The sequence below is a fragment of the Rosettibacter sp. KY25 genome, from assembly GCF_057554405.1.
In genome coordinates, this window is the sequence record NZ_BAAJAO010000006.1 from 35492 (window position 1) to 53990 (window position 18499).

Sequence of the window (18499 nt, forward strand, 5' to 3'; positions counted from 1 at the left end):
AAAGAAAAAGAAGTATAATGCAATTTAACAAATCTTACATATGTTGTAGCTGCATGAATAAGTTTCTCCAATCTGTGAGGGGAAGGAAGTAAAGTTTTTTATTTATATTATTAAAAAGCCCTTCACAGATTGAAGGGCTTTTTTGTTATACTAAATTCAAATTGAAAGGGAAGAAAAATGGTAGCGTTTAGTAAAAATAATTTTATACCAGACATAAGTTACAGGCATTATAAGCCTAATGTATCAAAACAATCATTTCATCAATCTACATTTTTTTCCACACTCCTTACCTGTCCCTGTTGCTGCATGATGTGCTGTTGTTAATACAGTACTACCTTACTTAGCTATAATCACTTTATCACAAAATAAATATCATTTGGACTTAATAAAGCTTAAGTCCTGAAAAGAATTAATTAAAAAATCAATATAAAATTTTTATAACCAAACTCTAAGAAAATATGCACGAGAAATCTTATAGAAGTTTAATAAAATCAATTACTTATAGAATTACTGGAAGTTTATACACGACTTTAATTTCTTACTTATTTACTGATAATCTCAAAATTGCAGCATCAATAGGCGGCGTTGAAGTATTAACAAAAATTTTTATTTACTACTTACATGAACGAATCTGGAATAAAATTAATCTTGGCAGAGAAAAGAAATCTGATATTGAATACAACATTTGAGGATTGACATGAAAAAAATTGAAGAAATAAAAAGCTATCTGGAAAACAAAGATACATTCGAAATTATTCAATACATCTCTGAAAAATTTGGCAGCAAAGCTGCTTTTTCTACCAGCTTGAGTATTGAAGACCAGGTTATAACTCACATGCTTGCGGCTATTAATTCAAAGATAAAAATATTTACACTTGATACAGGCAGACTACCAAACGAAACATATAGTTTAATCGAAAAGACAAAAGAACGATTCAATATTAATATTGAAATTTATTTCCCTGATTACAGACAAGTAGAAAAAATGGTAAATGAAAAAGGGATTAATCTCTTTTATGAAAGCATTGAAAACAGAAAAGAATGTTGTCGAATAAGAAAAATTGAACCATTAAAAAGAGCATTAAAAAATATTAAAGTCTGGATTACTGGTCTTCGCAGAGAACAATCAATTACAAGGCAGAATATAGAATTAATTGAATATGATTACAGCTACAAAGTAATAAAATTAAATCCGCTCTATAAATGGACAGAAAATGAGATTTGGGATTACATAAGAAAACATAATATTCCTTACAACAGTCTTTATGACAAAAATTATTTGAGTATTGGATGTGCACCATGCACAAGACCAGTTCAACCAGGTGAAGATATAAGAGCCGGCAGATGGTGGTGGGAAAATCCAAATACAAAAGAATGCGGTCTACACATTAAACAATAAAGAGGTGAACATGGATTATTTGGATAAATTAGAAGCACAAAGCATTTACATTTTTCGAGAAGCATACCGCGAGTTCAAACATCTTGCAATGCTGTGGTCTATTGGCAAGGACAGCACAGTATTATTACATCTTGCACGTAAAGCATTCTTTGGACATGTGCCCTTTCCATTAATTCACATTGATACTTCATTTAAAATTCCTGAGATGATTGAATACAGAAACAAACTCGCAAAACAACTAAAGCTGAATTTAATAGTTGGCCAGAATAAAGAAGCATTAAGAACAAAACAAACTTTTCCTGATGGAAATGTCGACCGTATAACATGCTGCAAGTTACTTAAGACAGAAGCACTAAAAAATACACTATCTGGAAATTTCGTGCGATACAAATTTGACCATGAATTAGGTGTATTTGTTGAAGACCCAAATAAAGAAGCTTACACTGGTGTAATTGTAGGTGTAAGAGCCGATGAAGAAGGAAGCAGGTCAAAAGAAAGATATTTTTCACCAAGAGATAAAAATAGCGATTGGGATATTGGTGACCAGCCACCTGAACTGTGGAATCAATTTAAAACTGAATTTGCTCCAAATACTCATGTAAGAATTCATCCATTACTTGATTGGACTGAATTAAATATTTGGGAATACATTGATAGAGAAAATATTCCTGTTGTATCACTTTATTTTGATAATGGAAATGGAAAAAGATACAGGTCATTAGGCTGCTATCCGTGCACTTTCCCAATTGAATCAACAGCAAAAAATGTAAAAGAAATTATTGAAGAATTAAAAAGCGGAAAATTAAAAAACATAGCAGAAAGATCTGGAAGAGCTCAGGACAAAGATGGCGGTGGTACACTCGAAGAGTTAAGAAGAGAAGGTTACATGTAATTAAATCTTGAATCCATTAAAAATCTTACAGGGGAAATATGAAAGAAAGAATGAACATTGTTGTAGTTGGACATGTTGACCACGGCAAAAGTACTTTAATTGGCAGATTACTTGCCGATACAAATTCATTACCTGTTGGTAAACTTGAGCAGGTAAAAAGAAATTGTGAATTAAATGCAAAACCATTTGAATATGCTTTTCTGCTTGATGCTCTTATTGATGAACAATCCCAGGGAATTACTATTGATACAGCAAGAGTATTTTTTAAAACCTCAAAAAGAGAATACATCATTATTGATGCGCCAGGACACATCGAATTTCTGAAAAACATGATAAGCGGTGCTGCAAGAGCAGAAGCTGCTATTCTTTTAATTGATGCTCACGAAGGCATTGCAGAAAATTCTAAACGGCATGCATACATGCTTTCATTGCTCGGAATAAAACAAATTGTTGTTGCAATTAATAAAATGGACCTTGTTAATTACAGCAAAGAAAAATTTAATGAAATAAAAAATGAGTATTCCATTTTCCTGAAAGAAATTGGAATAGTTCCGATTACTTACATTCCTATCTCAGCAAGACTTGGTTTGAACTTAATTGAGCACTCTGATTTAATGTCTTGGTATACTGGCAAAACAATTCTCGAAATAATTGATTCTTTTGAAAAAGAAGTTGAAGATCAAGATAAAGATTTCAGAATGTTTGTTCAGGGTGTATATAAATTTACAGAGAATGGTGATAACAGAAGAATTATTGCAGGAACAATAAATTCAGGAACTATTAATGTTGGTGATGAAATAATTTTTCTACCATCAAATAAAAAATCGACTGTTAAAACAATTGAAATTTTTGGGAAAGACTCTCCTCTTTTTGCATATGCTGAGCAGGCAATTGGAATTACACTCACTACCCAAATTTATGTCAAAGCAGGCGATTTAATTTGCAGAGCAGATCAGAAATTACCTTTTACAACAAACAGGTTCAAAGCAAACATCTTCTGGATGGGAAAAAATCCGCTGAGAATGAATAACAAATATAAACTAAAAATCGGCACAAATAAGACTGGACTCAGCATTGAAAAAATAATCTCTGTTATGAATGCCTCGAATCTTGAAAGTTTTACAAATCAAAACGAAGTTCATCGAAATGAAGTAGCACAAATAATTTTCAAAACAGATAAACCAATAAGCTTTGATTTGTTCAATCAAATAAAATCAACAGGTCGATTTGTTATTGTAGATGAATACGATATTGCAGGCGGAGGAATAATTGTAGAAGCTTTAGAAGAAGAGATAAAACAAGAAACTTTTAACTATTCTGAATTCGAAAAAGAGTTTTATCAGCTGGTAAAAAAATTTTTCCCGCACTGGGAAATAAAAACTGCAATAGAATAAGGTTTATAAAAATGAAAGAATCAAATAAGTATAAAATAAATTCGCTGCCTATATTGTTGAGAAATCCAAATATCTTAATCATCGGCGGCGGCAAAGTTGCTCTTCAAAAAATTAATGTTCTGAAAGAGAACAACATAGATTTCTTTGTTATTTCAGAAAAACTTTGCGATGAATTAAAAAAATTATCATTCCCATACAGAATTAAAAAATTTGAAAAAAATGATGCGGCTAATTTTAATATCATCATTGATGCAACTGGTAACAAAGAGGTCAATTCTATACTGAAAGAAATTAAAAAAGAAAGATTTATTTTAATTAATACTGTAGATGTTCCAGAAGAATGCGACTTCTATTTTTCTTCATTATTAATTTATAAAAATCTGAAAATTGCCGTTTCAAGTGATGGTGCAAGTCCAACTTTAACAAAAATTGTAAGAGACAAGATAAAAGAATTTTTACCGGAGAAATTAGGTGATATCGCCGAAAAAAAATTAAATGAAAGAATTAATGGTATTGTAAATATTGAAGAAACAAAAAATGAAACTCTAAAACTCTTTGGAAAAGTATTTATAATCGGCTGTGGAATTGGGGGAGCAGATTTATTAACTATTAGAGCTTTCAAGGTTATTCAAAACTTAGATGTGGTTTTATATGACCATTTAATCACAAAAGAAATTTTGAACATCGTTCCTGATAAAGCTGAAAAAATTTATGTAGGTAAATGCAAAGGCTCACATTCAATCTCACAGGATGAAATTAATAAACTTATGCTTTTTTATGCTAAACAGGGTCTGAAAGTAGGCAGATTAAAAAACGGCGACCCCTACGTATTTGGCCGCGGTGCAGAAGAAGCATTATTCTTAATAAATAATAATATTGAAGTAGAAATAATTCCTGGAATTTCTTCTGCTTTTTGCGCTCCATTAGCTGCTGGAATTCCTTCAACCATGCGCGATTATTCTTCTTCTGTAACTATTGTAACAGGACATTTGAATGGAAATGTTTTTGATACTTCATGGATTGACTTATTGAAAAGAAAAAATCACACTACAATTGTTTTAATGGGATTAACTCAAGCAGAAAATATTGTTAAACATGCTATTCAATATGGTGTAGAAAAAAATTTACCTGCAGCAATAATCTCAAACGCTGCAAGAAGCAATCAAAAAGTATTGCTTACAACTTTAGAAAATTTAATTGAAGCTTCTAAAGAAGCTGAATTGCCTGCTGTTCTCGTTTTTGGAGAGGTAACAAATTTCTCGACTATTCTGCCTCATATTAAAATAGAATCTCTCGATAAAATTGAATTAAATACCAAATAAAATTTTGAAAGGAGATAAAATGGAACAGATTAAAATCTGGGAACAAATTGATATTAACAAAAATTTTGATGTTTATTCTGAAATTGATGAATATGAAGAAATTATACATAAATTAAAAGCCGGGGAAATTCATCCCGAGAGATTTAAGGGTTATAGATTAACATTTGGAACCTACGGAGTAAGACATCACGGCGAAGGCATTCACATGCAGAGAATAAAAATTCCAAGTGGTTTCATATTATCCGAACAAATTAGACAAATAGCAAAAATTGTTGAGCTTTATGTGGGGTCAGGTCATGCACATTTAACAACTCGACAGGATATTCAAATACATTTTGTAAAAATTGAGGATATTCCAACAATATTAAGAATGTTAGCCGATGTAGGAATTACCACAAAAGAAGCCTGCGGAAATAGTGTACGCAACATTACTTCTTCATATTTATCAGGAATTAATCCTGATGAAAATTTTGATGTTCTGCCTTATGCTGTTTATTGCACAAGATATTTTTTAAGACATCCTTTATCTTCTACTTTGCCAAGAAAATTTAAAATATCATTTTCTGAAAGCGAAGAAGATTTAGCATATTCAAGAATTCATGATATTGGCTGCATTGCTCAAAAAAGAACCAATGGAAAAGAAGAATTTGGTTTTAGAATTTATGTAGGTGGAGGACTTGGCTCGGTTCCTATGACTTCAAATCTTCTTTTTGATTTTATTCCTGTAACAGAATTCTATCCTCTTGCCGAAGCAATTTTAAGAACATTTCATAAGCATGGAACCGAGGAAAGAAAAAATAGAAATCGTGCAAGAATGAAATTCCTAATTGCCAGAATTGGCTTTGATAACTTTAAAGAACTTGTACTTCAAGAATTTGAAGCAATAAAAAAAGTAAGAAAAATCGATAATGAACTTGAACATTACATAAATAATTTCCCTCTTCCTGCACCAACAAAAAATGGAAGAGAAGATGGACCACAAAATCATAATAAAATTAAATTTCCTTTATACGACGACATTGATACTGAAAACGAACCATTATGGAAAACATTTTTAGAGAAATATATCATCAAACAAAAACAACCAAATTATTTTGCATTATTAATCAAACCTCCTTTAGGCAATTTAACTTCAGACCAATTAAATGTGATAGCAGAATTTGCTGATTCTCATGCAGAAGGCTTTTTGAGAATTACACCAACTCAAAAAATTCTGATACCATGGATTGAAGAAAAATTCTTAAAAGATTCATTTCAATTTCTTAAATACAACAACTTCATTGGTACTGAAACAGAAGCAATGCGGGAAATTGTATCCTGCCCCGGTGCTTTTTCATGCCGTCTTGCAGTTACTCATCCATATAATTTTGCAGAACATATTGGAAAAAATTTAGATGAACTTAACGGTATAAGAATTCATATTTCGGGCTGCCCAAATTCTTGCGGACAGCATCATATTGGCGACCTTGGATTTTTTGGTGCTTCATTAAAAGTAGACGGCAAACTATCACCTCATTATGTTGTTTTAATCGGTGGAAATGTTTTCAATCAGCGTGATAGAATTGGACAAGTAATTGGAAAAATTCCTGCTGTAAATGCACACAATTTTGTAAAGGATGTTATAGAATTATGGAAAGAACAAAAATTAGAAGGCGAACAATTTTTTGAATTTGTCGATCGAATTGGAATTGATCAATTCAGGAAATTGTTAATAAAAAATTCAAAAGTAGATAAAGAAAATTATGAATACTTCCGTGAACCAGGATTTCAAGATGAATTTAAGATGGAAGCAGAATCGCGCGGTGAATGTGCTGGAAGTCTTCTTGATATCATGGCTATTAATCTCTACGATTCAATTAGAAATATTTATGAAGCTGAAGATGATTTTAATTTGGAAGAATGGAACAATGTAAAACAAAAATGCCTCGATTCAATATTAAAATGCTCAAAAATGTATGTATATCTTGAAGGAATTGAACCGCAAAACGAAGAAGAAATATTAACGGAATTTGTTAACAGGATTGTTCCTAAAAATTGGTTATGCAACAACTGGAATGATATTAAAGATAATTATTTCATCTGGAAATATTCTTCTGATAATAAACAAACTTCATTTGAAATTTTGGAATACACAAAAAAATTTGTTGAAGATGCTGATAAATCATACTTACGACTTTTACCAAATTTAAAAATACTCGAATGCGCAAAAGTAACAGGAGAAGAAGATGTCTGAAATACAAATTAAAGCCAATGAAACATTAGACTTGAAAGGTGTTCCCTGCCCGCTTAATTATGTTAGAACAAAATTAAAATTAGAAACAATGCAGGTAGGAGATATTCTGGAAGTAATTCTGGATGATGGACAACCAATTAAAAATGTTCCCTTATCATTAAAACAGGATGGCCATGAAATTTTAATTCAGGAAAAAATTAATGAACGATTCTGGAAAATTTTTGTTAAGAAATAAAATTTGAGTATAAAATGAAAATTGCAGAAGACATAACAAAATTAATTGGAAATACTCCTCTGGTTCGGATAAATAAAATTACTAATGGTTCATATGCCACAATAGTAGCAAAATTAGAATCATTTAATCCATGTGCATCTGTTAAAGACCGAATTGGAATTGCCATGATTGAAGATGCAGAGAAAAAAGGTCTTATTAATAAAGATACAATTATTGTCGAACCAACATCTGGAAATACAGGACTTGCACTTGCTTATGTTGCAGCAGCTAAAGGATATAAGGTTATAATAACAATGCCAGAAACAATGAGTATTGAAAGAAAAAAATTATTAGAATTATTTGGAGCAGAAGTAATTCTAACTCCAGCAGAAAAAGGGATGCAAGGTTCAATTGATAAAGCTGAAGAAATTTTAAGAAACACAAAAAATTCATTTATGCCTTATCAATTTAAAAATCCTGCAAATCCAGAAATTCATAGAAAAACTACAGCCGAAGAAATTTGGGAAGATACAGAGGGAAAAGTAGACATATTCGTTGCTGGAGTAGGAACTGGTGGCACAATTACAGGAGTCTCAGAAATTTTAAAGCAAAGGAAACCAGAATTAAAATCTATTGCTGTCGAACCATTCAGTTCGCCCGTACTTTCTGGAGGAAAACCAGGTCCACACATGATTCAAGGTATTGGTGCAGGCTTTATTCCTGAAGTATTAAATGTCAATATCATAGATGAAATAATTCAGGTTAAAAATGAAGATGCAATTAATATGGCAAAAAGAATTATAAGAGAAGAAGGAATTCTTGTTGGAATATCAAGCGGTGCTGCCATGTATGCTGCTTTAGAAGTTTCTAAAAGAAAAGAAAATAAAGACAAATTGATTGTTGTAATTTTTCCTGATACAGGAGAAAGATATTTATCAATTTCATTTTTTACATCATAAGGAGGTACCATGGAGTTAACAATTAATGGACAATCAGAAAATATTGAGAAAGACTCTTTAACAATAATTGAATTATTAAAAATAAAAAATGTTGAAATGCCAGAAATGGTTTCTGTTGAACTAAATGGTGAAATTGTAGACAGAAATGATTATGATAAAATTACACTTAAAGATAAAGACACAATAGAATTTTTATATTTCATGGGTGGTGGATGTCATGGAAATTGAAACTAAGGCAATTCATGCCGGAAACTTTAAAGATGAAAAATTTGGTGCTACTTCAATTCCAATTTATGAAAGTGCATCATTTGCATATAACACTGCTGAAGAGATTAGAGATGTATTCGAAGGTAAAAAATTTGGTTATGTTTATTCACGAATTGCAAATCCTACTGTAACAGCTTTTGAACTAAGAATGAATGCACTTGAAGAAGGAATTGGTGCAATTGCAACTTCATCAGGTATGGCTGCAATTGCTACAGTAGTTTTTACTCTTACACAAATGGAAGATGAGATAATCTCTTCAAGCTGTTTGTTTGGAGGAACTTATTCATTCTTTAGAGAAGTAATGAATAGATATGGAGTTAAAGTTAATTATGTTGACATCAATGATATTGATTCATGGGGTAAACTAATAAACACAAAAACAAAAATGATATTTTTAGAATCAATCAGTAATCCTAAACTCGAAATACCTAATTTGAAATTAATCTCAGAAAAGGCAAAAGAGTATAATATTCCTGTAATAGTTGATAATACTCTTGCAACACCATATCTATGGAGGTCAAAATATTTTGGTGCAGATATTATTATTCATTCTGCAACAAAATATATCACAGGCAATGGAACCGCTATAGGCGGAATCTTAATTGATACTGGCAATTATGACTGGCGGAAAACAACAAATAAATTAATTCATGATACAATCAAAAAAGCAGGCAGCTTTGCATTTCTTGCTGCTGCAAGGTCAAAAATTTATCAAAATATTGGTTTTTCACCTTCACCATTTAATGCTTACTTACATTTGCTTGGATTGGAAACTCTTCATCTAAGGATGGAAAAACACTGCAGCAATACAATTAAATTAGCTGAATTCTTAAAATCTCATAATAAAGTTATAAATGTAAATTACCCTGGTCTGCCTGAAAATAAATTTCATAATATTGGTTCTAAACAATTCAATAATAAATTCAGCGGATTACTTACATTCAACCTAAAATCAAAAGACGATTGTTTTAAATTCATTAACAATTTAAAACTTGCAAAAAATCTGGCAAATATTGGAGATACTCGTACTCTTGTAATCCATCCTGATTCTACGATTTACTTAAACTGTTCAGAAGAAGAAAAGCAAATGGCTGGAGTAACTGATAACATGATAAGAGTATCAGCAGGACTTGAAAATATTAATGACATCATAGAAGATTTCAATCAATCTTTAGAAAAAATTTGAAAGGAAATTTTAATATGAACTTTACAGAAGAACAAATTATTAGATACAGCAGAAACATAATATTAAAAGAAGTAGGCGGTGCTGGACAAAAAAAATTGCTTGAATCAAAAATTCTTGTTATTGGTGCCGGTGGATTAGGCTCTCCTGTATTATTATACTTAGCAGCTGCAGGTGTTGGGACACTTGGAGTTGTTGACAGTGATGTTGTTGATTTAAGCAATCTGCAACGACAGATTATTCATTTCACTGAAGACATAAATTCACCAAAAGTTGAATCTGCAAAAGTTAAGATTGAGAAACTTAATCCAGATGTAAAAGTAATTACATATAACACAAGATTAAATTCAAAAAATATTGCAGATATCATTAAAGACTATGATTTCATTATTGATGGGACAGACAATTTCCCAACAAAATTTTTAGTAAACGATGCGTGCGTTATGCACAATAAACCTTTTTCTCACGCAGGTATATTACGATTTGATGGACAAACATTTACATATACTCCAGGTAATATGTGCTACAGATGCATTTTCAAAGAACCGCCGCCCAAAGGAGTTGTGCCTACATGCAGCGAAGCTGGTATTCTCGGAGCTGTTGCTGGAATAATCGGAACGATACAGGCAAACGAAGCATTAAAATTTATTTTGAATGCCGGCGAACTTCTAACAAATAGACTGCTTACTTTCAATGCTCTAACTGGAAAATTTAGAGAAATCAAATTAAAGAAAAATGAGAATTGTTCTGTTTGTGGAAAAAATCCAACAATTAAAGAACTGCAGGATTATGAACAACCAGTTTGTGAACTAAAATTATAAAGGGCTTTGTTATGAATAATAAAAAATTATCAATTGTACTTTTCAGCGGCGATTTTGATAAAGCTATCGCAGCTTTTACAATTGCTTCGGGAGCAGCTGCAGTTAATTATGAAGTAAATTTGTTCTTTACTTTCTGGGGATTAAATGTTATCAAAAAATATAAAGGAAGAAATCCAGCTGGCAAAGGTTTACTTGCAAGAACTTTTAACTTTTTAATGGGCGGATTTAAAAATCTTCCTCTAAGCAGATTAAACTTTGCAGGTATAAGCCCAAAATTAATGACTGGATTAATGAAAAAAAGAAATGTTGCAACTCTACAAGAATTAGTAGATGCAGCAATTCAATTGAATGTGAATTTGTATGCCTGTGAAATGTCAATAAATATTCTTGGACTGAAAAAAGAAGATTTTATTCCTGAAGTCAAAGAAATTCTTGGGGTAGCAAAATTCTTAGATCTTTCCGAAGGAGGTGAAATATTATTCATATGAAAACTGTAAGATTAGATATTACAAAAGATCACTGCCCAATGACTTTTGTAAAAACAAAACTCGAACTTGAAAAACTTCAAAAAGGTGATATTCTTGAGGTAATTCTCAAAGAAGGCGAACCTTTGGAAAATGTTCCTAAAACTGTTACTGAACAAGGAAATAAAGTAATCGATATTAAAAAAATTCAAGATGATATCCATATGGTAATTATTGAGAAGGGTTAACAAATGATAAAAATTCCTAAGACAATTATTGAAAAAATTATTGAACACAGCAAAATCGATTTCCCTATCGAAGCCTGCGGTTATCTTATTGGTAATGATGACACTGTTATTGATATTATCAAAATGACAAACACAGATAAATCCAATGAACATTTTACTTTTGACCCAAAAGAACAATTCAATGCAGTCAAATATGCAAGACAAAAAGGGGCAAAGCTAATTGCTGTTTATCACTCTCATCCTGCTTCGCCTGCAAGAATGTCTCGGGAAGACATTCGCTTTGCTAACGATACTTCAATGAAGTATTTAATTTATTCAGTCTCAGAAGATAAGCTAAAATGCTTCAGCATCGACAAAGAAAAAAATGTAACAGAAGAAGAGATTATACCACTATAAATATTTTGACAGAAATCAATTAATTAAAAAATAATCTTGAATTAGTTACTCTTTTAATTTATTATTGTTCAGGGAATGGAATCAAATTATGACAATCAATAACCAAAATATAATCCTTCCAATCGGCGAATATCTTGATGCAAAGATTAATTCTTTCAGCATCAAAAATATAAATGAAATTAAAAAAGAAATCGATTACAACACATTCCTTAAAAATTTATCTGATGATAAAAAATTTGCAATTGTTACTGAAAAAGCTGATGAAGATTTAAAAAATCATAATGAATTAAGATTTCAAGAATACACTCCTGTTGCCCGCCCACTTGAAAGTTCTACGATATTCAATGAAACAAAAAAAGTTAAAAGAACAAGAAAAAATTTTTATCGACATTACTACAGCGAAGAAGAAACACAAAAGTCTGTTGAATCAAAAAATGAGAAGGGATTTTATATCATAATTGATGGAATGATTTTTCAACCAAAAAAGAAAAATGAAGAGTTAAGTTACATTCAGAAAAGAATTAATAAAATTTATCACTTAAATTACGCAAGGGACCCAGGCACACTCGTCAATGTTATTGCTTAATCTTTATAATATCCTCTTTTCTTGTAAAGCTTTGCACCATAAATTCTCTCATCGCCAATCTGATTAACAATATAATGCTTTTCGGGTTTTCCATTAACTTCAAGAATTTCGTAACCAACAATTCCGCGTTTAAGTAACTCACTTAGCATTTTTAAGAATTCTTCTTTTTCTTTGTCATTCAGGTCATCAATATCAAGACGGTTGGTTCTACCAAGATTTAAAAACTTATCAAGCTTATCAAATACTTTTGCTGTGTTTGAAATTTCTGCAGAATCTTTCAGTTTATATTCTTCTTTTAGAAAATCTTTTTTATCATAAATTTCTTTAAATAATGAACTCAAAAAGAAATGCTCATTTTTAATGGGTTCCATCTGGTACTCTTTTTTTTATAATTATCGAAGAGTTTTAAAATTATTTAAATCATTTTTATTGATTCAAATCAAAGCATAAAAAAATCATAAAACTTTACTTAAAAAATTCACTATGATTTTCACAACTTCACTATGCCATGGCTGGAATAACCAAAATGTATGTGGAGTATTTTCAATGGTGTGAATTTCATAATAGATATTATGCTTTTTCATAATTTCAATTGCTTCGTCTCTTCCAGCATGAAATCTTGGTATTGAACTGTTTATAAAAAGAATTGGTGGTGTATCTTTTCCAATATAAGTTAAAGGAGAGGCTTCAACCCATAATTCTGGTTTTTCCTTGTAAGTAAATCCAAGCCACATTTTTGCAGCAGACGGTTTGGATGGAATTGTATCTTTTCCGCTCTCTGATGGAGTTGTCATATCAAGAACGCCATCAATGTCAATTATTGCTTTTACTTTTGTTGAAAATTTTTTATTGGAAGGTTCATATTTTTTTCCTGTAGTCACCCCCGCTAATGCTGCAAGCTGTCCTCCTGCTGATTGTCCCATCAAAATAATTTTGTTAGTATCAATGTTATATTTTTTCGAATTTTCTTTAAGAAATAGAACTGCATGTTTAATATCAAAAACAGAAGCTGGATACAAAGCTTCGGTTGAAAGTCGATATTCAATAGTTGCTGTTATAAAATTTTCTGATGCAAGGTTAGAAGCTAAAGCCCATTCCATTTCTTTATGACCAGAACGCCAGCCGCCGCCATGAATGATTATTATGCAAGGTAAAAATTCTTTATTTGCTTTTGGCATAAAAAGGTCAAGATGAAGTTTTCGATTTCCTTCTTTATGATAAACTATATTTTTCTTAACAGTCACATTTTTATTTATGACTGCTGGTTTGGCAAAAGGAAAATCTTCTTTAATTTTTTCATATGCAGAATGTAATGTAAAAGAAGTATCTCGTAGAATTTGGTTTTGTGAAAAAATTAAATTTGATACGAAAAGTAAAAATAAAACTACTCTCATAGTTTACCTCATAAATTAACGAGGTGATCAAAAAGATTTCTAAAATATTTTTTCAAAAATGCTTTAGAGTTTTGTGAATCAATCTTTATCAAAATAAAAATTGCAGATTTCTCCGATTAAGCAGATTTACTACGACAATCTGCCCAACCAGAGAAATCTGCGTTCCATTTTTTATGATAATCCCCTTTTACTTCAATAAAATCATTTTTTTGGACATTACAAAATCATCTGTTAATAATTGATAGAAATATACACCGCTTGCAAGCATTGATGCATTGAATTGAATCTTATAATATCCAGGATTTTGAAATTCATCAACCAGTGTAGCAACTTTTTGACCAACAATATTATAAACAATAAGTTTTACTTTTCCTGCTTTTGGCAGTGAATAATTTATTGTAGTAGAAGGATTAAATGGATTCGGATAATTTTGAGATAAAGAATAATTAGTAGGAATTTCTTTTATACCAGCTTCTTTTTCTTCAACAGAAGTTATTACATCCGGCATCCAGTCATATCCAAAATTTGGATTTGTATTTTTAGAGAAAATATTTTGAAGCGTATAATCTTTTGCTTCTTCATCTGTCAGTTGTCTTGATATAGAAGTTAATCTTTTTGAAATATCAGAACCTGGGCCATAGCATTTATATTCAGCATAAAGAGCTGGAGTTACATTCCATGTTGACCAACCAGCAGGATTTAATGAAGCAGGTTCATAGCAGTTGATAAATACAGTTCTTGGTTTTGCCTGCCAAGGTCTTCCAAGCACAAATGATGTAATTCTTCTTCCATCAAAACCAATTGAATCTGCAGTTATTTTGCAATCTCTAAATACATAACCAAATTTTGATTCTGCATCAGTGCTTGCAGCAGTTAAAGTTCCACCTTCTCTATTAATATGAATTTCACATGAATCAAAAACAACAATGTCTCTACCAAATATAAAATCAACAGAACCTTCGATGTAACAATTCTTCATATAAATTCTTCCTGCACCTCTTCCACCCCATGTATAATAAGTATCTTGATAACCAAGTAATTTGCAATTGAAATATTGCTGTCTATCGCCATTAACTCTTAATGCAACAGCCTGTTCACTGCTACCATGAGTGCCATCATTTTTAATTGTATTCTGGAAAGTAATATTAATTGCTGTAAAATCATCTGCATCGATTGCAACGCTGTATGAACCAGAAGTTCCTAAATTATTTTTACCTGCATAATCATCATAAGTTAAAATTGTGCTGTCTCTGTCTTCTCCTTTAAGAATAACATTAGTCTTTGATGCAGGAAGCAATAATTTTTCGTAATAAATTCCTTTTTTAACAAAAATTGTGTAAGGACCGGTATAATAATCTGGAACATCATTAAATGCAGCTTGAACAGATTTGTAATCTCCAGTTCCATCTTTTGCTACTACTTTTGTAACAGCCGGCATCATTTCTTGAGTCTTAAATGAATATTCTTCACCATATCCAGTTCCTTTGCTGTTTGTTGCATAAGCACGAACATAGTAAGTTGTATTTGGTTCTAATGGGTATAAAATACTTGTAAACTTTCCTAATCCATTTCCATTTTCAGTTTTGAAATCGTTAATTGTTGGATTACCTTTTTTATTCCAGCATACTCCTCTTACAATAACAGTATCACCACCCCAGCTTACAACTTCACCGCCACTTACTGCTGTTTTAGCCAGTATATTTGTTACAGTATTTGTTTTAACAACAGGAACAGTCAAAGAATCAAGAGTAGTAAATTCAATTTGTTCACCGTAGGAAATTCCTGCATCATTTATAGCATAAGCACGAACAAAATATTTTGTGCCTGGGGTTAATCCTGTCATTCTGCTTTTGAAGGAACCAGAGCCGCTTCCATCATTTGTTTTATTATCCGAAATCGTTGGACTACCCTTAGTATTCCAGCAAACACCTCTTGCAGTAACAATTGCTCCACCATCATTTGGAATATTGCCGCCGCTTGTTGCAAATGTAGTTGAAATATCAGTTACAGGACTTGTAACTACAGTCGGCGGGTCAGCAGTTACACCCAAAACTTTTCCAATAATTTGAACACTATCTACTGCAATTAATTTTGCCCATCCTTCTGCTTTTGTATTATGAGGATAAATTCTCAAATAAAATTTTTCTCCTGTGTTAATTATTTCTTCGAGTTTAGCACCATACTTGTTAACTTTGTTGCCAACCAAAGAAGTGTCTTTTATCAATAATGTTTTTGTTGCAAATGTGGAATCTTTAGAATAATAAACTGCTGCTCTTAAGTTGCTTGAGAACCATCCGCCCATGTATAAAGAGACTGAATCAACATACAAAGTTCCCCCATGTTTTGGTTTAGCTGTGTATTGGAAATAAAGTGTATCAGTTGGGTTTGGTTCTGCATACCATGTTTTAGAAACAGTTTGAATTGCACCGCATTTCAAATTATTTCCTTTTGTATCTGGAAGTTGAGTTGTTCCATAAAATTTCATTGTTGGACTGTATTTAACAGGTTCTCCTAAAATTGGTCCAGTTGTTTCATACTCTTCACCAGTTTCATAGGGCCAAATTACTTTTGATGCAACTGGGCTTCCTTCAACTTCACCTGCAATTACAATATTTTGCAAACACATATATTTGCCTGTTGAGATAGATGAACTTTCATGCCAAGGATAAAATCTCAAGTAAAATGTTTCACCTGATTTAACAACAATATTTTGGTCGAATTCAAAATGTTCTAATGCATTTGGATTTAAGTAGTTATGACCTGTTTGGTCGCTTGTTTGATAATTCAATTTAATTGCATTGCTGAAATCTGGTTTTGTAGAAATCCATACATTAGCCTTAAATGTGCTTGAACTTTTAGCACCAATATCGAAAGAAATTTTATTCACATAAAATGTATAACCAGATTTAGGAGAAACTGAAAATTGAACATAAACAGAATCAATCTGGTCTGTTAATCCTGCTGGCCAGGTATTATTTGTTCCTGCCATTCTTATTCTTTGACTATTATTTGGTCCGGTATATTGATTGATTTCTGTGTTGTGAAAATATTCATCTTGAGCTGTTACTTGTCCAGTTGTTATAACTGCAAAACCAGTTCCGCCATCTGCAGGATTAGTAAGAGGCCATGTTGCAGAAGCCTGATATGTTTTTCCTTTAGTTGTTCCCCAGATTTTAACATCTTGAATATAAAGATATTTTGATGTTGAAGGAGAACCTTCATACCATGGATAAATTCTTACAAAAAGTGTATCACCGTCATTAACATTTGCATTAATTTTAAAAGCATACAATGAATCATTATTATTTCCAAGCACTAATGGATTTGGATTTAACTTTTGAGCATTGACAAATGAAGAACCAATTGAGTACCAAATATTTGCTCTCATATAACTTGTTCCACCGCCACCAAGCCATAATGAAATCGAATCAGCATGAAAACTGTTTCCAGCTTTAGGCATCAAAGAAAATTGCACATATCTTGTTTCAACTTGACCGGTTTCATTCCCCCATGAAAGTGGATTTGTGCCATCGTGTGGCCACCACCTTTGATTTGTTCCAAGAGGACCGGCATTTGTTCCAGTATAACTTCTTACAACAAAATTAAGACTTCCAATTTGAGGAAAGCCAATTAAATTTCCCTGAACAACAGAAACCTTTTGGCTATCAGGAGGAACACACTTCCATTCAACAAATGCATTGTTTTGTGAATAAAAATTACTCGTTAAAATTAATAGAATAATTACCGATAAAAATTTCTTCATAGATGCCTCCATTTATTGAATTGTAATTGCTTAATTTCAGAAATGGAATGATACTGCTAAATAAATCTAAGACGGATTTTTAGAATTTAGAATATAATTTCTATAAGCCGAGTAATTTTTCGGTAAGCCGCTATTTAGAAAAGGTTAGCTGCGATTTTTAAAACGTGAATCCTGATAACTTTTGAAAATTTTCTTTATAAGTTCTGCTCATCTTCAATTTTGTTCCATCTTTCAGGAACAATTCATAATCACCATGCTCATTTGACTTGAGCTTTTCCACTCTTTCAATATTAACAATTGATGAACGATGTATTCTTATGAAAATTTCCGGATTTAATTTATTCTCAAGAGCATTTAATGAATCGCGCAACAGAAATTTTTCATCATTAACATGAATACAAACATAATCACCTTGAGCTTCTATCCAGTCAATTTCTGCAACCGGAATTATTTTAATAATATTTTTATTCTTCACAGAAATTCTGTTTATAAATTTTCCTTCATCGGTTCTCTTTTCTTTATTAGAAATTAAATTCAGATATTCATCTGCAAGTGTTTTGAATTTTTGGGAATACAATTTTAATCTCCGATTCTCAATCTCATTAATTGCAAAATCAATTGCTTTCTTCAGGCGAGTTTTATCAATTGGTTTTAATAAATAATCCACAGCATGGAATTCAAAAGCTTTGAGAGCATACTTATCATAAGCTGTTACAAAAATTATCATTGGAATATTTTCATCATCAAGATTTTTAAGAACTTCAAAACCATTCATCCCCGGCATCTGAATATCAAGAAAAATTAAATCTGGTAAAAGCTCATTAATTTTTTTTACAGCATCAATTCCTGAACTGCACTCAGCAATAATTTCAATTTCTTTGTAATCTTTCAAACGAATCCTCAATCCTTCTCTTGCATGAGGTTCATCATCAACTATGATTGTTTTTACTTTCAAATTATTACC

Annotated in this window: 19 protein-coding genes; 15 read left to right on the forward strand and 4 right to left on the reverse strand. The window is 31.4% G+C overall.

The genetic code is table 11. The annotated features are described in order from the left end of the window. Window positions 1-458: 458 nt before the first annotated feature. The 15 genes from AC27L2_RS05290 (at window position 459) to AC27L2_RS05360 (ending at window position 12378) form a co-directional block, all read left to right on the forward strand. Window positions 459-689, forward strand: a complete 231-nt coding sequence (locus tag AC27L2_RS05290; RefSeq protein ID WP_487210653.1) for a DUF2061 domain-containing protein — start codon at window positions 459-461, stop codon at window positions 687-689. Between the two features lie 8 nt (window positions 690-697). Then, window positions 698-1399, forward strand: a complete 702-nt coding sequence (locus tag AC27L2_RS05295; RefSeq protein WP_487210654.1) for a phosphoadenylyl-sulfate reductase — start codon at window positions 698-700, stop codon at window positions 1397-1399. A gap of 10 nt (window positions 1400-1409) precedes the next feature. Next, a complete protein-coding gene (cysD, locus tag AC27L2_RS05300) occupies window positions 1410-2291 on the forward strand; it encodes a sulfate adenylyltransferase subunit CysD (protein WP_487210655.1) in 882 nt (293 codons plus the stop codon). Between the two features lie 38 nt (window positions 2292-2329). Next, the gene (locus tag AC27L2_RS05305) at window positions 2330-3685 is read left to right on the forward strand and encodes a sulfate adenylyltransferase subunit 1 (protein ID WP_487210656.1); all 1356 of its coding nucleotides are present in this window, start codon (window positions 2330-2332) and stop codon (window positions 3683-3685) included. Between the two features lie 11 nt (window positions 3686-3696). Beyond that, window positions 3697-5007: a uroporphyrinogen-III C-methyltransferase gene (gene cobA, locus AC27L2_RS05310; RefSeq protein ID WP_487210657.1), complete on the forward strand. Its 1311-nt coding sequence runs from the start codon at window positions 3697-3699 to the stop codon at window positions 5005-5007. 19 nt (window positions 5008-5026) lie between these two features. Then, a complete protein-coding gene (locus tag AC27L2_RS05315; RefSeq protein WP_487210658.1) occupies window positions 5027-7240 on the forward strand; it encodes a nitrite/sulfite reductase in 2214 nt (737 codons plus the stop codon). Continuing rightward, window positions 7233-7475, forward strand: coding sequence for a sulfurtransferase TusA family protein (locus tag AC27L2_RS05320; RefSeq protein ID WP_487210659.1), 243 nt, complete (start codon window positions 7233-7235; stop codon window positions 7473-7475). Before AC27L2_RS05315 ends, AC27L2_RS05320 begins: the two co-directional genes overlap by 8 nt. A 14-nt stretch (window positions 7476-7489) precedes the next feature. Next, a complete protein-coding gene (cysK, locus tag AC27L2_RS05325; RefSeq protein WP_487210660.1) occupies window positions 7490-8413 on the forward strand; it encodes a cysteine synthase A in 924 nt (307 codons plus the stop codon). A gap of 9 nt (window positions 8414-8422) precedes the next feature. After that, window positions 8423-8641 (forward strand): sulfur carrier protein ThiS, encoded by a 219-nt coding sequence (thiS, locus tag AC27L2_RS05330; protein ID WP_487210661.1) that lies wholly within the window; start codon window positions 8423-8425, stop codon window positions 8639-8641. After that, a complete protein-coding gene (locus AC27L2_RS05335) occupies window positions 8631-9866 on the forward strand; it encodes an O-acetylhomoserine aminocarboxypropyltransferase/cysteine synthase family protein (protein ID WP_487210662.1) in 1236 nt (411 codons plus the stop codon). Before thiS ends, AC27L2_RS05335 begins: the two co-directional genes overlap by 11 nt. A gap of 14 nt (window positions 9867-9880) precedes the next feature. Further along, window positions 9881-10684 carry a HesA/MoeB/ThiF family protein gene (locus AC27L2_RS05340; RefSeq protein ID WP_487210663.1) on the forward strand — a complete coding sequence of 268 codons (804 nt, stop codon included), beginning with the start codon at window positions 9881-9883 and terminating at the stop codon, window positions 10682-10684. Window positions 10685-10695: 11 nt separating this feature from the next. Next, a complete protein-coding gene (locus AC27L2_RS05345) occupies window positions 10696-11172 on the forward strand; it encodes a DsrE/DsrF/DrsH-like family protein (protein WP_487210664.1) in 477 nt (158 codons plus the stop codon). Further along, window positions 11169-11396 (forward strand): sulfurtransferase TusA family protein, encoded by a 228-nt coding sequence (locus AC27L2_RS05350; RefSeq protein ID WP_487210665.1) that lies wholly within the window; start codon window positions 11169-11171, stop codon window positions 11394-11396. The genes AC27L2_RS05345 and AC27L2_RS05350 overlap by 4 nt, the downstream gene beginning before the upstream one ends. A 3-nt stretch (window positions 11397-11399) precedes the next feature. After that, window positions 11400-11792: a M67 family metallopeptidase gene (locus AC27L2_RS05355; RefSeq protein ID WP_487210666.1), complete on the forward strand. Its 393-nt coding sequence runs from the start codon at window positions 11400-11402 to the stop codon at window positions 11790-11792. An 88-nt stretch (window positions 11793-11880) separates the two neighbouring features. Then, window positions 11881-12378, forward strand: a complete 498-nt coding sequence (locus tag AC27L2_RS05360) for a hypothetical protein (RefSeq protein WP_487210667.1) — start codon at window positions 11881-11883, stop codon at window positions 12376-12378. Here AC27L2_RS05360 and AC27L2_RS05365 read toward each other — a convergent pair. From AC27L2_RS05365 to AC27L2_RS05380, 4 genes are all read right to left on the reverse strand, one after another. Then, on the reverse strand, window positions 12375-12749 hold the full coding sequence (locus AC27L2_RS05365; RefSeq protein ID WP_487210668.1) for a hypothetical protein: 375 nt from the start codon (window positions 12747-12749) through the stop codon (window positions 12375-12377). The two genes, AC27L2_RS05360 and AC27L2_RS05365, sit on opposite strands and share 4 nt — an antisense overlap. A gap of 84 nt (window positions 12750-12833) precedes the next feature. Next, window positions 12834-13772, reverse strand: coding sequence for an alpha/beta hydrolase fold domain-containing protein (locus AC27L2_RS05370; protein WP_487210670.1), 939 nt, complete (start codon window positions 13770-13772; stop codon window positions 12834-12836). 187 nt (window positions 13773-13959) lie between these two features. Further along, entirely contained in the window at window positions 13960-17535 is a 3576-nt protein-coding gene (locus AC27L2_RS05375; RefSeq protein ID WP_487210671.1) for a pectinesterase family protein, read from the reverse strand. Window positions 17536-17692: 157 nt separating this feature from the next. Continuing rightward, window positions 17693-18490, reverse strand: coding sequence for a LytR/AlgR family response regulator transcription factor (locus AC27L2_RS05380; RefSeq protein ID WP_487210672.1), 798 nt, complete (start codon window positions 18488-18490; stop codon window positions 17693-17695). Window positions 18491-18499 lie beyond the last annotated feature (9 nt).

What these genes read in the sequence shown, in the direction of transcription:
- AC27L2_RS05375 (WP_487210671.1), bottom strand. Translation starts at nt 17,535, where the DNA reads ATGAAGAAATTTTTATCGGTAATTATTCTATTAATTTTAACGAGTAAT.
- AC27L2_RS05305 (WP_487210656.1), top strand. Translation starts at nt 2,330, where the DNA reads ATGAAAGAAAGAATGAACATTGTTGTAGTTGGACATGTTGACCACGGC.
- AC27L2_RS05360 (WP_487210667.1), top strand. Translation starts at nt 11,881, where the DNA reads ATGACAATCAATAACCAAAATATAATCCTTCCAATCGGCGAATATCTT.
- cysK (WP_487210660.1), top strand. Translation starts at nt 7,490, where the DNA reads ATGAAAATTGCAGAAGACATAACAAAATTAATTGGAAATACTCCTCTG.
- AC27L2_RS05350 (WP_487210665.1), top strand. Translation starts at nt 11,169, where the DNA reads ATGAAAACTGTAAGATTAGATATTACAAAAGATCACTGCCCAATGACT.
- AC27L2_RS05315 (WP_487210658.1), top strand. Translation starts at nt 5,027, where the DNA reads ATGGAACAGATTAAAATCTGGGAACAAATTGATATTAACAAAAATTTT.
- AC27L2_RS05345 (WP_487210664.1), top strand. Translation starts at nt 10,696, where the DNA reads ATGAATAATAAAAAATTATCAATTGTACTTTTCAGCGGCGATTTTGAT.
- AC27L2_RS05365 (WP_487210668.1), bottom strand. Translation starts at nt 12,749, where the DNA reads ATGGAACCCATTAAAAATGAGCATTTCTTTTTGAGTTCATTATTTAAA.
- AC27L2_RS05355 (WP_487210666.1), top strand. Translation starts at nt 11,400, where the DNA reads ATGATAAAAATTCCTAAGACAATTATTGAAAAAATTATTGAACACAGC.
- AC27L2_RS05290 (WP_487210653.1), top strand. Translation starts at nt 459, where the DNA reads ATGCACGAGAAATCTTATAGAAGTTTAATAAAATCAATTACTTATAGA.
- cobA (WP_487210657.1), top strand. Translation starts at nt 3,697, where the DNA reads ATGAAAGAATCAAATAAGTATAAAATAAATTCGCTGCCTATATTGTTG.
- thiS (WP_487210661.1), top strand. Translation starts at nt 8,423, where the DNA reads ATGGAGTTAACAATTAATGGACAATCAGAAAATATTGAGAAAGACTCT.
- cysD (WP_487210655.1), top strand. Translation starts at nt 1,410, where the DNA reads ATGGATTATTTGGATAAATTAGAAGCACAAAGCATTTACATTTTTCGA.
- AC27L2_RS05340 (WP_487210663.1), top strand. Translation starts at nt 9,881, where the DNA reads ATGAACTTTACAGAAGAACAAATTATTAGATACAGCAGAAACATAATA.
- AC27L2_RS05335 (WP_487210662.1), top strand. Translation starts at nt 8,631, where the DNA reads ATGGAAATTGAAACTAAGGCAATTCATGCCGGAAACTTTAAAGATGAA.
- AC27L2_RS05295 (WP_487210654.1), top strand. Translation starts at nt 698, where the DNA reads ATGAAAAAAATTGAAGAAATAAAAAGCTATCTGGAAAACAAAGATACA.
- AC27L2_RS05370 (WP_487210670.1), bottom strand. Translation starts at nt 13,772, where the DNA reads ATGAGAGTAGTTTTATTTTTACTTTTCGTATCAAATTTAATTTTTTCA.
- AC27L2_RS05320 (WP_487210659.1), top strand. Translation starts at nt 7,233, where the DNA reads ATGTCTGAAATACAAATTAAAGCCAATGAAACATTAGACTTGAAAGGT.